The sequence below is a fragment of the Enterobacter cloacae subsp. cloacae ATCC 13047 genome, assembly GCF_000025565.1.
GTDB lineage: Bacteria > Pseudomonadota > Gammaproteobacteria > Enterobacterales > Enterobacteriaceae > Enterobacter > Enterobacter cloacae.
On sequence record NC_014107.1, the window covers coordinates 115,418 to 130,888 of the forward strand.

Sequence of the window (15,471 nt, forward strand, 5' to 3'; positions counted from 1 at the left end):
ACGGACTACAAAATGACGACAAATACGTATGCGTTATCGCGTACCGAGCGCGTGTGGCTGTTATTCAGCGTGACGCTGCTTGTGTCCGCAGCTTTCTATGGGGTACTGGCCCACCGGGTGGTCAGCGTCCTGAACCGTCCAGAACTGACAACCTGTCTGCAGGACTTTCCGGTGCTCCTGCTTATCTCGCTGAGTATCGGATTCTTTTTCACCGTCACCGGGCTGTACGTCTGCCGGCAGACCCTGGTCAGGAAACCCCGGGAGGAGATTGCATGAGGCACATCAGACTGAAGACGTTTATCCGAAACCAGGCTATCGGGATACTGAAAGACAGTAGTGAGGATACGGAAACCCGAAAATGGACGGATTTGTTAACCCTGAAACTGTTTTATGCCTTAATTTTTACCGCCGTAGTCGAAAGGGTATACGTGAAGTGCGCCATCACAACGCTCAGTGCGATCTCCGTTGACCGCTCCGAACAGTTTACGCTCTCGCTTCTCATCCACTATCCACAGTACCTGTTGTGGGGCGTTATGGCCGCGATTATCGCGCTCATTGCGGTGAATTTACTCGTCTGCGGCTGGTTCTGTCTGGCCACATATCTTTGCCGCAAACTGAACCGGACTGACATCCCGGCAGGCAAGGATATGCAAGCTGTGGAGGTGCCTAATGATTAAGGCGCTTATTACGGCAGGGGTTGTGTTCTTCTCAGGTCTGGCAGCGCTGCCTGCTCAGGCGGACGTCAATGGTGACCTCAACGGCTTCTTTGGCAAGCTGGGCTACAGCGGCAACGTCTCTCAGGCGCAGGCCTGGCAGGGGCAGGCGGCCGGGTATTTCTCCGGCGGGTCGGTCTACCTGCGAAACCCCGTCAAAAACGTTCAGCTGATCTCGATGCAGCTGCCGTCCCTGAACGCCGGCTGCGGCGGTATCGATGCCTACCTGGGGTCATTCAGCATGATCAGCGGTGAGGAAATTCAGCGATTCGTGAAGCAAATCATGAGTAACGCGGCTGGCTATGCATTCGACCTGGCACTGCAGACGATGGTCCCGGAGCTGAAGCAGGCGAAAGATTTCCTGCAGAAGCTGGCCAGTGATGTTAACTCCATGAACATGAGTTCGTGCCAGGCCGCTCAGGGCATCATAGGCGGGTTGTGGCCCGTAACGCAGGTGTCACAGCAGAAAATCTGCCAGGACATTGCCGGCGAAACCAACATGTTTGCTGACTGGGCGGCCTCCCGCCAGGGCTGCACCGTCGGAGGACAGGGGGATAAAGTCACGGCCAAAGCCGGCGACGCAGAAAAAGACCAGGTACTGAAAAACAAAAACCTTATCTGGGACACGCTCAGTAAGAACGGGCTGCTTGGTAACGATCGCGCCCTGAAGGAGCTGGTCATGAGTACTGTCGGCTCCATCATTTTCAACAAAACCGGAGACGTGACAATCCTGACGCCGCTGGTCGATAACCGCGACCTGATTAAAGTTCTGATGCGCGGGGGAACAGCGAAGGTCTACGGGTGCGATGAGGCAACACTCTGTCTGGGGCCTGTCGTTACTAACCTGACGATTACTGAGTCCAACGCTCTGGTCACACTGGTCAAAAAACTGATGCTCTCGATGCAGAACAAACTTGTCGATGACAAACCGCTGACCGATCAGGAAAAAGGCTTCGTGAACACCACCTCTGTGCCGGTACTGAAATACCTGACCAACGCCCAGAGTATGGGGATGAGCGCCACGTACCTCCTGCAGGTTTCCGACTTCATCGCGCAGGACCTGATGATCCAGTACCTCCAGGAACTGGTGAAACAGGCAAGCCTGTCTCTGGCTGGTAAGAACTTCCCGGAAGAGGCCGCTGCGAAGCTGCGCGACAACATCATTCATGCCCAGGGACTGCTGGCCGACATGAAGCTGCAGTCTGCGGCAGACCAGAACGCACTGGACGGCATCGACCGCAACATGCAGTACCTGCAGCAGCAGGTGTCCACCATTGTTTCAGGCTCCTATCAAAGCAACTATCACTGGGGTGATCGCTGATGCTTGAGATATACACCATTTATGGCGGGGGAATGTGGAAAACGGCGCTGGACGCCGTTGTCACCCTTGTCGGTCAGAATACCTTCCACACCTTAATGCGTATTGCCGGCACCTTCGGGGTGCTGGCTGTATTGCTCACTTTCATCAAACAACGTAACCCGATGGTCTTCGTCCAGTGGCTGGCGATCTTCATGATCCTGACGACCATCCTGCTGGTACCGAAACGTTCAGTACAGATAATTGACCTCTCAGACCCGGCTGCGGTGTGGAAAACCGATAATGTACCGGTCGGTCTGGCTGCCATCGCGTCACTGACGACCAGCATCGGTTACAAAATGGCATCGGTGTACGACATGCTGATGGCCAGACCTGACTCGGTAACCTACAGCAAGACCGGTATGCTGTTTGGCTCGCAGATTGTGGCGGAAACCAGTGACTTCACCACGCAAAACCCGGAACTGGCTCAGATGCTGCCGGACTACGTGGAAAACTGTGTGATCGGCGACATTCTGCTGAACGGTAAATACACCATCAATCAGCTGCTCAATTCCACTGACCCGCTGACGTTGATAACCAGTAACCCAAGCCCGCTGCGGGGCATCTTTAAGATGACCTCCACCTCGCGCCAGTTCCTGACCTGTCAGCAGGCGGCAACGGAGATTAAGACGCTGGCGAATACCGACGTCAATCCGGGCAGTGCGACGTTCACCTGGCTGACGCGGAAGGTATTCGGCAACAAGCTGAATGGTGCCTCGCTTCTGGCCAACGCTATGGGTGAGAGCTACGGATTCTTCTATGCCGGGGGAATGACGGCTGCGCAGATCATGAAGAACAACATCACGAACAGTGCAGTTCGGCAGGGGATTAAGGGTTTCGCCGCTCGCTCATCCGACACGGCTAACCTGCTGAACCTGGCCACCGAGAACGCTGCAACCAAACAGCGTCTCAGCTGGGCTGCGGGTAATGAGCTTGCCACCCGAACTCTGCCGTTTGCACAGTCCCTGCTGATGCTTATCCTGGTGTGCCTGTTCCCGTTGATGATTGCGCTGGCCGCATCAAATCACACTATGTTTGGGCTGAACACCCTGAAAATATACATTTCCGGTTTTATCTATTTCCAGATGTGGCCGGTGATGTTCGCCATCCTTAACTATGCTGCCAACTACTGGCTGCAGAGTCAGTCCGGGGGCACGCCTCTGGTGCTGGCCAACAAGGATGTAGTGGCACTGCAGCATTCGGACGTGGCGAATCTGGCAGGGTATCTGTCGTTGTCCATTCCGGTGCTGTCGTTCTATCTGACCAAGGGGGCTGCGGCGATGGGCTCTCAGGTGGCAGGCAGTGTCCTCAGTTCGGGCGCCTTCACGTCGGCAGGTGTGGCAGCAACCACGGCGGACGGGAACTGGTCGTTTAACAACATGTCAATGGACAATGTCAGCCAGAACAAGCTGGATACCAACCTGATGCAGCGTCAGGGCCAGCAGACGTGGCAGGCAGATAATGGTTCCACGCAGACGCAGACGGCCGGTGGCCATACGGTTATCGACGGCTCAGGCGCAATGTCGAATCTGCCGGTGAACATGAAGCTCAGCCAGCTGGCCAGCAGTGGTTTCCAGGAGTCTGCCCGCCAGTCGCAGGTCCAGGCGCAGACGGCGCTCGATGGCTACAACCACAGTGTCACCAGTGGCTGGTCGCAGCTCTCACAGCTGTCTCACCAGACCGGTACCAGCGACAGCCTGACCAGCGGCAGTGAAAACAGCCAGGCCACTAACTCAACGCGCGGCGCGAGCATGATGATGTCGGCCGCTGAAAGCTATGCGAAAGCTAACAATATCTCGACGCAGGAAGCCTATAACAAGCTGATGGATATCAGTAATCAGGGTTCTGTATCTGCAGGCATTAAAGGTACGGCCGGAGGGGGACTTAATCTGGGCGTTGTTAAGCTTGGTGCTGAAGGAAGTATTTCAGGCGATTTGAGACACTCGACAGGCAGCTCAAGAGGAATTCAGAATTCAGATTCCCATTCGCAAGATATGCGACATGATCAGAACAGCCAGGCCGTTAATGACTTCCGCCAGGGTATGGACATGGTGAAAAGTAGCCGAATCACTGATGGCGCGAATCATTCCGAGAATGCTGCAAGCAGCAATGTTCAGCAGCTGGCCGCAACGCTTAATGATGCTGAGAGCCAGTACCATCAGTACACCACCAGTTCGACGCAGAGTAGCGAGTTCAGTAGGATGGCCACTGTTGCGCAGAACCAGAGTGCAAGCCTCGATACAAACTATACGCAGGAGTTTGTTGACTGGGCGGCCAATAAATACGGCGATAAGGCGCAGTCCATGCTGACAAGCGCGCCATCGGCGCGCGAAGCGGCGATGGAGTTCGTGAATGAGCGTCTCAAACCTGAAATCATGGGGGATTATCAGCAGGGCCGTTCAGATCTTACCAGCGGTCAGGAGCATGCAGCATTCAGTGGTGAGCACGTGGTTCAGCCAGCCCACGGCAGTCAGCAAGGATCAGGCCCGACAGGTAATGATGGAGGTATACGTTACAGCCCTGTCGAGAGTGGTGCTTATAATTCGAACGACACGGGGAACCACCATGCAGACGGAGCGTCCCAGGTGACGGAATATGCGGGAACTTACGGTGGACAGGTTTCATCTGGGGGAGGAAGCGTGTCTGTGAGAACAGGTGGTTCTGGTAGCCATGAGTCATCATTGTTAGCGCAAAATCAAACAGACAGTGAGAACTTAGCCGGTCAAAGGGAAATCAGCCATAACGAAGTACATACTGACTATGGCAGACAGGAGCAAAGCTCCCAAATCCAGTCAGGCACTCACAGAAGCGAACAGGATAGCCTCTCCATTAAATCCAGTGGTCATGATACCGGAAGACATTCGACTGAAAGGCAACGCTCTGACTCCAGCGCTGGGATGCAGCAGGAATTACGCCAATCCGGTACCTTACGGGAACAAGGAGGAGCAGCAGGCCACGGGAACGACATGAGCCATAGCCATGCAACCATGAATGTTGAGGAGCCGCGGGTTCAGGGTAATGCTATGCAGGCGTCTTTCAAAGAAAACCAGGCAAAACTGCATGAACAGTCAGGTCAGGGTTTTGGACCGCAAAATGATATCCAGCGACGTGTAGCGGAACAAAGATCTGAAAATGAGCATAAAATCAACGAATCTGCTGGGGAAATTGATAAAAAACAATCCACTGTTCAGGCATCCAGTGATATCCTGAAAGGAGAAAACTTAATCGGTCAAGGGCGATTCAAGCTTGGTCGTGCTGAAGCTGAACTGGATCAATCAAGTAAACTCAATCCGTTTAATGATCTCCAACCAGATGAGCTGCAACAGAGAGTGGCAGAATTAAGGAAGAAAACTGGAGGATAAAATGACCAAAAAGGTAAGTGCTTATTGTTGTTTCATTCCAATCGGCATTTATGCAGCTTATTCTTTAAGCCTGCAATTACTTTTTGACGTGCCATTTATGGCTAAGAGCATGCTCTTATCAGTAATCCCCAGCGCCATCTATATTTTCTGCTTTTGGAAGTTACGAAGCAGCAAAAAAGGGATGAACCTAAAAGCGACTCTCCTGTTTAACACGCTGCTTGCAGGCTTACTAACTTTCTTGGTGGAGTTTGTAGGAAATGATACCGAAAGTGCTTTAATAGCAGGCATAGCTGTTCACTCGCTGATAGCTTTCATCTTTGCGGGAGTAGTCTTACGGCCTATTACTTACAAGGATAATACCCTTCTTAAGGATGAAGATGATGGCCGGGTATATGTTATCCGGAATGGGAGAGCTCATGTTTTGACAGATAATGAAGCTCAGCTCATAAGCACTACTGACAACAAAATTATCAGTTTTTCAGGCAGTCAAATGAGTATCCAGGATGGTGGCATAACCAATATTCCTATGACTACATCCTTCAACGATTCGTTTAGCAACGGAATAACTGTGAACCCTGCGTCAGGAATGCCAATGGTTGGTGGCATCTCTGGCCTGGATATACACGGAAACAGTTGGGGAACAAACTTCAACGAACCTTCAAATACGTATGACCCTAACCGGGGATACTGAAAGTAAGGGGGCAATGGCCCCCTTAATTATTGTAGTTATCAAAGCCAAATCATTTTTAACCTAAATTTCCTTTCAAATCAGCTGATAACGTCTCTGTTAGCTATATCACGCTAACGGGGACGTTTTTCTATGCACAGGATGAATTCATGAAATTAAAACAATTAGCCGTTGTTGGTCTGATCGCGTCTACTCTCGCTTTGTCTGGTTGTGGTGCCATGTCCACGGCGGTGAAGAAGCGTGATCTCGATGTCAAAACTCAGATGAGTGAAACCATCTGGCTGGAACCATCATCAGAGAAGACTGTTTATTTGCAGATCCGTAATACTTCCGACAAGGACATGTCCGGTCTGCAGGCACAAATTACAAATGAACTGGCCGCCAAAGGCTACCGCGTAACCAGTTCTCCTGACACCGCCTACTACTGGATTCAGGCGAACGTACTGAAAGCAGAAAAAATGGATTTGCGTGATGCGCAGGGCTTCCTCAAGACCGGGTACGAAGGTGCGGCAATGGGAGCGGCACTCGGCGCGGGTATTACGGCGTATAACTCGTCTTCAGCTGGCGCAACGCTGCACTGAAGCAGGGGACCTCAGTCGTCAAGCTACAAACCAGCTCAGAACAGGGTAACCGCGCCAAATACCAGACCCGTGTGGTATCCAATGCCAACAAGGTAAACCTCAAGTTCGAAGAGGCGAAACCTGTCCTGGAAGCTCAGCTGGCCAAATCCATCGCCGGCATCATGTAATAACCTGCGGCTGTGGCGACCGTCACAGCCTGTTCCCCCTCAGACTGATATTCACCGTGTTCTTTCCGGAGCCGGGTGCGTCTGTGCTTTCTGTCAGTTACCAGTAATTACGCTTCCTCGCATGGCTGCGCCAGGCGCAGCCCTGTCTGCGGCGAGCGTTGCGTCCTTAATTTCAAAGGAGTTCGTCCATCATGATGCATCAGATAAATGAACGTGCAGATTACTCAGCTGAATTCTGGTCGCTTATCCATCTGGAAAGCGAGCTGATGGCAGCAAGGGCCTGGATGAATGTATTTGGTTCACTTCCTGAGGGGCAGGGTATGACCATTGTAGCTTTCTGGGCTGGCTATGAATTTACCCTTTATGATCTGGAGCCCCGGGAGTGGCATTCACCGGTTTATAAGGATGTGGCCTCGTCGGTCCGTTCTGTGGCTGCATACATTAATAAACAGGACTGGGAGGACGGATGTCAGCAGGCCAGGTATGAACTGAGTCAGATGGCATAACCTGACGATTACCCCCCACGCGGTACCACATTTTTTCATCACCCTTTTCAACGTTTCTTCTCTGATAACGAACATCACCACGCAGGTGATGCGATAACGGCTGGACAACACTCTATGAGCTTCGCAGGAAAAAACCTCACCCAGGGCGGGCAGATGACCGCCTACCGCTGGCGCATGTTCATTCAGGTTAACAACTGGATAGGATTCTGGATCTTCATCCTGTTCGCCGTACTGACTACCGCCATCTTTCTCTGGCGAATCCCTCAGGAAGCCCTGGATAACGGTTCCCTGTGGTGGTTCGCAAGTATCAACAGCAGCTTTATCGATCTGATGCCGGCATCGGGAACGCCAAAAATCTACGACGTTCACTACTGGTATGCGCCTACCGCGACGGCAATGGTGCTGAAAATGACCCTGCCGCAGATTTATACCGACCCGTACATGCAGGCGATGGGCGACCAGTGCCTGCGTGAGCTGCATTGGGCAGCCGGTGCCAGCGGGCTGTTCAGTATGGTGGTGTTTATCGCCGTGACCTGGTTTATCGCGAATATCGGCAGAAAGGAGAGCGAGGATGAATATCTCTCCGGCATGCAGCTGACCGACAAGCCAGCGGAAGTGAATAAATTGCTGCGCCAAAACGGTGAATTGTCCGATCTGCGGGTGGCTGATTTACACATGGTTAAAAGGGCTGAGGTAATGAATTTCCTCATGCATGGCACCATTAACGTGGGTAAATCGACCATCATCCGCTGGCTTCTGGACTACATACGCAAACGTGGTGACAGGGCTATCATTTACGACTCCGGCTGCACCTTCACTGAAACCCACTACAACCCCTCCACCGATTTCATTCTTAATGCCCACGACGAACGCTGTGCCAACTGGCAGATGTGGGGGGAATGTATTGATGCGGTCGACTATGACAACCTGGCAGCCAGCCTCATTCCGGTAGAAGGGGAATCCGATCCGTTCTGGGTTTCAAGCTCACGTACCATCTGCGCTGACCTCGCTATACGGATGTCGGTTGACCCGGACAGGAGTATAGAGAAGTTCCTCAAAACCCTGCTGTCACTCAGCATGAAAAGTTTGCGTGAATATCTTGTCAATACGCCTTCAGCCAACCTGGTTGAGGAGAAGATCGAGAAAACAGCCATCTCCATTCGCTCGGTGGTAACCAACTATGCCAAAGCGCTGAGATTTCTTCAGGGTCTGGATGACGGCACCAAGCCACCTTTCACCATTCGGGAGTGGATGACGCAGGAGCGTTATGACAACAGTTGGCTGTTTATTTCCACTCAGGCCCGACATCGCAAGAGTGTGCGACCACTGATCTCACTTTGGGTGTCGCTGGCCACATTGTTACTGCAGAGCATGGGGGAAAACAGTGAGCGCCGCGTGTGGTTCATTCTTGATGAAGCCCCGAGCCTTCAGCGCATCCCGGAGCTGGCTGAAACGCTGGCGGAAGCACGTAAATTCGGCGGATGTTTCGTGCTGGGAATGCAGAACATGGCGCAACTGGTTCACGTCTACGGCCGCGAGCTGGCAAAAAGCATCTTTGACCTGATGAACACCCGTATGTACGGACGTTCGCCGAGCGCCGAGATGGCCAAAGTAGTTGAAGAGGAGCTGGGCAACCAGCGTAAGCGCAAAATCCGTGAGCAGAACAGCTACGGTCTGGATCAGGTGCGTGACGGTGTGTCGCTCGGTAAGGACGAGGTGAATAACCCGATTGTCGACTACGAGCAAATCATGCGTCTGCCAAACCTCAACTTCTACGTGCGCCTCCCGGGTGAGTATCCGGTCGTCCGTCTGAAGCTGAAATACCGTCCATTCAAAAAACGCCATGCTGGCCTTATCGAGCGCAATATCCGCGATGCGCTCAGCCCGGAGCTGGAGAGGGTTATTCAGGAGAATGAGCGTGCAGCGGCCATTGCAGGTCTGACGTTCCCGACCGGTGACGAAGTGCTGGAGAAGGGGAGCGAGACATCCTCTGCAGATGACGGTCCCGCTCCGGTTTCTTCTGCAGGGGCATCCGGCTCACAGGCAACACCGGTCGTCGAAAAAGTGGCTCGTACCCGAATGGAGGAACCGAAACCCTCGCGCAGCGCTGCGCCTGAACGGAAGCCAGTACCAGTCAGGGAGCCAGACATATCGCGAAAAGAACCAGCAGTAACTGAAAATCACAGGCCGGTGACAGCCCCTGTCACCGGAGACAAAAAAGACAATGTTGTCTCTCTTCGGCCCTCGAAACCTGCACCAAATCATCAAAAAGGGACCGCGTCCCTTAATCCGGAAATTCCAGCAGCACTGCAAAAAATCCGCAGCAGAACCCAGCTGGATATTCCCTCCGAGCCTGCTGCGGCTGGCGCGCTGGGAATGCTGAAACGGCGGCTCAGTACCGGAGCCACCTCAGACGGAGGCGAAGATCAGGCCAGCGAGAATGCGGGCGAATCCATGAACCTGGATATGAAGGTGACGGCACTGCCTGACGGTGGCCTGAGTCTGACGACGGCAGGGAAGTCAGTGACACCGCAAACCCCGGATGAAGCCCACAGCACACATCGCAAGCTGGCGCAGGAAGAAGAGAACATTTTACTTCACCGTCACGCGGACGATCCGGGTTACGACGAAAACGACCATTACTATTACGACAGAGAGCCTGAATTATGATGTCAGTCGCCCCAGTAGCGTCAGCCGGCGAGGCTGCAGGCTACTACAGCAATTCCGATAACTACTATTTTCTGGGCAGCCTTCAGAGCCTCTGGATGGGGGAAGGTGCAAAAGCGCTGGGCCTTGAGGGCAATGTCCGTGGCGATGATCTGACGGCCGTGCTCGAGGGGCGTCTTCCGGACGGCTCACGGCTTGGCAAGGAGGTTAACGGACAGCATGTCCACCGCCCGGGTCATGACCTGACCTTTTCAGCCCCCAAAAGCGTGTCTATTCTGGCACTCATCGGTAACGATAAAGAAATGGTGGAGGCGCATAATCACGCCGTCCGTGTGGCGGCCGGCTATGTGGAGAAGCTCATCTCGGCCCGCGATACGAAAGACGGCGTTACGTCCATCGTACACACCGGCAAGATGGTAGCGGCCGCCTATACGCATGATACCTCGCGCAATCTTGACCCGCAGCTGCACACCCATCTCCTGATTGCCAACATGACGGAGTATGCGGGCAAATGGAAAGCCCTGGCCACGGACTATATCCATAACGCCGGCTTTATCGAGACCGTCATGAAGCACCAGGTCACGCTCGGGAAAATCTATCGCAGCGCGCTGCGTGAGCGGGTTGAAGCACTCGGTCATGAAGTGGAAGAAGTAGGCAAGCATGGTATGTGGGAGATCATGGGCGTTCCGGAAGACGTCAGGGACGAATATTCTTCACGGGGCCGGGAAATTCAGGGGGCCGTGGGGGCTGAAGCCACGCTGCGCAGCCGGGATGTGGCCGCCAAAGACACCCGCAGGGCGAAAGTTGACCCTTCACGTATGCGCCTGATGGAGCGCTGGCTGGGCCAGATGAAGGAGAAGGGATTTGACCTGAAGGCGTATCAGGAGAGCGTGGTGCCGCGTGATGCAGGTCTTCGTGAGACCGCGACTCATCCGGAGCGAGATCACCTGGCTAAGCCGGTTCCTGCCGGGCCTGAACTGGCTTCTCTGCAGACGTCGTCCACGGCAGAAAAGAGCGTCGATACACCTGCTCAACCCGCAGAACGGGAGAGCCAGTCCCGTCAGCCTGTACCACAGCAGATTGACACGCTGAGTCAGCCGGCACAGACCAGACCCGAAAAGACGCCGGCGACCAGGAGCTTTCCTGCAGCGCAGCTGGACACTGAAATACCCCGCCCGGAACTGACTGAGGCTGTCCGTCTGGCCATCTCGCAGCTCAGCGACAGTAAAACGCGCTTCACCTTTGGCGAGCTGATGATGACCACGGCGGAGCTGAGCGAACAGCTGCCGGAGATTCAGGATATTCGCGTGGCCATCGATGCGGCGCTGAAGGACGGCATGATTGTGCCGCTGGACAGTGAGAAAGGGGTCTTCACCTCCCGTATTCACCTGCTGGATGAACTCTCGATCCAGGCGCTGAGTCAGGAACATCTCAAATCCACAAAAGTCGTCAGTTTCACCCGTCCGGCGCAGTACGCGCCGGCGGCGCTGGAAGTCGTGGAGAAAGACGCCCTGGTTCTGATGAATGCCCCGTCAGGCGTAGCGGGTATCCGGGACCTGACCGCGCAGCTGGCCGGTATTGCCGGCGCGAACGGTCGTGACGTTCAGGTGCTGGCCAGCTCTGCCGAGCGCGCCATTTCGCTGGCGAAATCCGACGATTTGCGGGAACGGATTATCAGCCGGCAGCATGTTCTGAGCGGTGATTTCCACCTGAAACCCCAGAGCACGCTGATTATCGAAGGGGCAGAGCGTCTGGGGCTAAAGGAGACGCTGGTTCTGCTGGGCGAAGCGCGCGCGCAGGACGCACAGCTGGTCTTTCTCGACAGTGCCGGGCGTCAGGCGAACGGTAATGCCATGTCCGTACTGGAGTCCGCGGGGGTTGCCCGCTCCCGCCGCACTGAGCCGGCGCCCAGACTGGAGGCCGAAGTGGTCAGTATTCCGAACAAACGCGACCGTTACGAGGCGCTGGCCAACCGGTTTGCAGAGCTGAGCGGAGGAACTGAAAACGTCACCGCCGTCGTGGTCGGCAGACGTGAACAGGCACAGCTGACGGGCCTGGTACGTGAGGCGCTGCAGAACGCAGGGCAGCTGGGCCGCGATGGCGTGGAGATAGAGGCCCGGCAGCCGGTCTGGCTCGACAGCAAAACGCGCCGCATGCCCGGTTCATACCGTCCCGGCATGGTGCTTGAAGATCGCGCGGACGCAAAAGAGCGTAAGTCCTATGTGATTGACCGGGTGCATGAGGATACGCGAGTCCTCTCGCTCATCGATGGTGATGGCGTGCTGACCCGGATGAAAATCGGTGATATCAGCGCTGACTGGCGTCTCTTCAGCCGTGAAACCCTCAGCGTGGCCACCGGCGAAAAACTGCTGTCCGTGGCGGGCGACCGCGAGCACAGCCTGAAGGCCAAAGATCGTCTTGAGGTGACCGGGATAAGTGAAAAGGGGATTGAGGTGAAACGGGGGGAAGACACCCTGACGCTGCCAAAAGACCAGCCGCTCTATCTGTCACATGCTTACGTGACCGCGCCGGGTGGACGGGATAACGACACCGGGGTGGTCCTGGCCGCGCTGAACAGCCGCGACATATCGACCCAGACCATGAACTCATTGGCACAGAGTGGCCACCGGGCGGAAGTGTTCACAGCCGAAGTACAGGACCGGGCTGAAGCCCGGCTGCAGCGCATGAAGACAAATGCCTCTCCCGTGCAGCTGGTCAGAAACCTGAGCGGTCACCAGGACATCAGTCAGGCGGTTGATTCACTACATGACAGAGTCCGGACTGACGCGGGCCTGGCCGTCTGGCGTGCCATTAACGACCAGCGCACCGTGGTGATCAGCGAGCTTAAGCTGGCGACGGAAGCGCAGAAATATCATCCCGACCTTGAAGCCATCGGGAATGAAATTGGCGCGATGATTAAAAATGGCGAGCTGTTGTCCGTATCCGCAGGGGGAGAGCCGGTACTGGTTTCCCGGTCCACCTGGGAGATGGAGAAAGCCATTCTGCGTGTGGTGGAGGAAGGGAAAGGTACGCAGCAGCCGTTGCTGGAACAGGTACCGGAGGCCGTGCTGAACGGCCTGACGGATGGACAGAAAAAGGCGACCACCCTGGTGCTGGGTACCACGGATCAGTTTATCGGGATTCAGGGCTATGCTGGCGTGGGGAAAACCACTCAACTGAAGGCGGTGATATCTGCACTGGAGACCCTACCGGCGGACGTTCGTCCGGTGATGACGGGGCTTGCTCCTACGCACCAGGCGGTGAAAGAAATGAGCGACGTCGGTGTCCGGGCGCAGACCATCAAATCCTTTGTCGTTGAGCATGACCAGGCGACGGCCGGAGGCGGGAAGCCTGACTATAAAGGACAGGTGTTTCTTATCGATGAGTCATCAATGGCAGGCAACCAGGATACGGCGGCACTGTTCCAGGCCATTGCCAGCGGCGGCGGACGTGCAGTCTCGATGGGGGATATCGACCAGTTTGAAGCGGTCGACGTGGGCGCGCCGTTTAAGCTGATGCAGGAGCGCAGCCCGATGGATGTGGCCATCATGAAGCAAATCGTCCGTCAGAAAGACCTGCAGCTGCGCGGCGCCGTTCACGACATCATTGATAACCGGATCGATGCGGCCCTGCAGCGGATTGAAACCCAGCCGGCTGACCGCGTGGCGCGTAGCGCTTCAGCCGCGCTCCCGGAGAGTGCGATTCAGGAAACGGAAACGCCTGTTAACGACATCGTGGCTGACTGGAAGGACCGGACACCGGAGGCGCGGTCCCGTACGCTCATCATTGCGCAGCTGAACGCCGACCGTAAGGCGATAAATGCCGGCATCCATGCCACGCTGGCAGCGCGGGGAGAACTGGGGGAGAAGGCCATTAAGGTGCCTGTGCTCGATAAAATCACCCATACCCGCCATGCGTTCAATAAAACAGAGGCCTGGGAGCCGGGAATGGTGGTTAAACGCGGTGACCGCTACCAGGATGTGGTGGCCGTTGACCGTAACGGCAGCACGGTGACGGTACGTGATGAGGAAGGGAAGATTGCTCTGGTTTCACCGAAGGAGCTGATCACCGGTGACGTGCAGCTGTTTCGCCGCAGCGAGATGGAAGTCCGTTCCGGCGATCTGCTTAAGTTCACGGCGACCGATCGCGAACAGGGGCAGATGGCCAACCAGCGCTATACGGTGGAGTCGGTCAGCGAGGAGGGGAATATCCGTCTGAAGGGGGAGAACGGTCGCGTCACCATCAATCCGGAGAAGGTCCGGGCGCAGCAGCATCTCGACTACGGCTGGGCCGTCACCGGCTACGGCGCACAGGGGGCCAGTAGCGATTATGTCATTGCGCTTGAGGGCACGAAAGACGGACGTAAGGCACTGGCTTCCCGTCGTGCCTTCTACATTTCAGCCTCACGCGTGAAAGAGCACGTCCAGATATACACCGACGGGAAAGCGGACTGGGTTAAGGCGGTAAAAACGCCGGAGCGTGATATCAAAACGGCGCACGATGCGCTGGCACCAGAAACGCAGCGCAAACAGGCGAAAGCCATCTGGGCAATGGGGCAGCCGGTGAATAAAACGGCCATCGGTCGCGCCTGGGTGCGCCATCAGGGCATGCAGGATGCGTCACTGACGGCAAAAATCATCCCGGCCACCCGGCGCTTTCCTGAACCGGCGCTGGCGCTGCCGGTGTATGACAACAATGGCAGGAGTGCGGGCCTGGCCCTGGTTTCCCTGGTTGCCAGCCCGGAAGGACGGATGACGCAGGGTGAGACCCGGATGGTCATGACAGAACGCGCCCGTGGCGCCGTGCTGCAGCGGAGTCAGTCCGGAAACACGATAGTGGCCAGCGACCTGACGGCTGCACTCGATGCAGTACGAAATAATCCAAAGGACGGCGTGGTCTGGCAAACCGGTGATGAACCACCTTCAGCATGGCTGCTTAAGGTAAGCGGTGGGACAAAACAGGATGTGTCACCAGGTATTGTCTCCACGCTGACGGACGAACAGAGCGTACAGCAGCTGCGTGAGCAAATGCTGGCAGACCTGGTTCGCAATGAAGAAGCCAGTCGGAGCAGGCAGCCGGAGTCGTTGCTAGCGGAAGTTCCACAGGAAGAGGTGATCAGACTGAAACCGGAAGACATTAACCCGCGTAAACCGGAACCACTCAACCCAGATGCAGATGTAATCGCCAGGGTGAGAGGTGAGGAAAACACCGATGGACGGGAAATAAAAGCCGCTGCAGGCGTCAGAAGTGAGCTGGAAGGTGCTGACAAGGCATCCGGTGAACAGTCGCGGGCATCGCGTGTGATTGCAGATCTGGCAAACGCGGAACGCGACATGCTCAGGGCGGCAGAAAATACTGAACGCGGCCGCACGCCGGAGCGTGAAGAACAGACTCTCACCCGAACCATTCAGAAAGAACGTTAATCCCCTT

The 15,471-nt window shown here is 55.5% G+C and carries 8 protein-coding genes and 1 pseudogene; all 9 read left to right on the forward strand.

Going from position 1 to position 15,471, the window contains the following annotated elements; genetic code table 11:
• The first annotated feature begins 12 nt into the window (after window positions 1–12).
• The 9 genes and pseudogenes from ECL_RS26515 to traI all read left to right on the forward strand — a co-directional run bounded on the left by ECL_RS26515 (window position 13) and on the right by traI (window position 15,464).
• The gene (locus tag ECL_RS26515; RefSeq protein ID WP_013087221.1) at window positions 13–276 is read left to right on the forward strand and encodes a hypothetical protein; all 264 of its coding nucleotides are present in this window, start codon (window positions 13–15) and stop codon (window positions 274–276) included.
• Window positions 273–677, forward strand: coding sequence for a hypothetical protein (locus ECL_RS26520; protein ID WP_013087222.1), 405 nt, complete (start codon window positions 273–275; stop codon window positions 675–677). Before ECL_RS26515 ends, ECL_RS26520 begins: the two co-directional genes overlap by 4 nt.
• Window positions 670–2,034 carry a conjugal transfer pilus assembly protein TraH gene (gene traH / locus ECL_RS26525; protein ID WP_013087223.1) on the forward strand — a complete coding sequence of 455 codons (1,365 nt, stop codon included), beginning with the start codon at window positions 670–672 and terminating at the stop codon, window positions 2,032–2,034. Before ECL_RS26520 ends, traH begins: the two co-directional genes overlap by 8 nt.
• Window positions 2,034–5,432, forward strand: coding sequence for a conjugal transfer mating-pair stabilization protein TraG (gene traG / locus ECL_RS26530; RefSeq protein ID WP_013087224.1), 3,399 nt, complete (start codon window positions 2,034–2,036; stop codon window positions 5,430–5,432). Before traH ends, traG begins: the two co-directional genes overlap by 1 nt.
• Window position 5,433: 1 nt before the next feature.
• On the forward strand, window positions 5,434–6,123 hold the full coding sequence (locus ECL_RS26535; protein ID WP_013087225.1) for a hypothetical protein: 690 nt from the start codon (window positions 5,434–5,436) through the stop codon (window positions 6,121–6,123).
• Window positions 6,124–6,269: 146 nt separating this feature from the next.
• Window positions 6,270–6,868, forward strand: a pseudogene (gene traT / locus ECL_RS26540) (complement resistance protein TraT).
• Window positions 6,869–7,059: 191 nt separating this feature from the next.
• Entirely contained in the window at window positions 7,060–7,374 is a 315-nt protein-coding gene (locus tag ECL_RS26545; RefSeq protein ID WP_013087227.1) for a hypothetical protein, read from the forward strand.
• A gap of 114 nt (window positions 7,375–7,488) precedes the next feature.
• Window positions 7,489–10,044: a type IV conjugative transfer system coupling protein TraD gene (traD, locus tag ECL_RS26550; RefSeq protein WP_013087228.1), complete on the forward strand. Its 2,556-nt coding sequence runs from the start codon at window positions 7,489–7,491 to the stop codon at window positions 10,042–10,044.
• Window positions 10,041–15,464: a conjugative transfer relaxase/helicase TraI gene (gene traI / locus ECL_RS26555; RefSeq protein ID WP_013087229.1), complete on the forward strand. Its 5,424-nt coding sequence runs from the start codon at window positions 10,041–10,043 to the stop codon at window positions 15,462–15,464. Before traD ends, traI begins: the two co-directional genes overlap by 4 nt.
• Window positions 15,465–15,471: the final 7 nt, after the last annotated feature.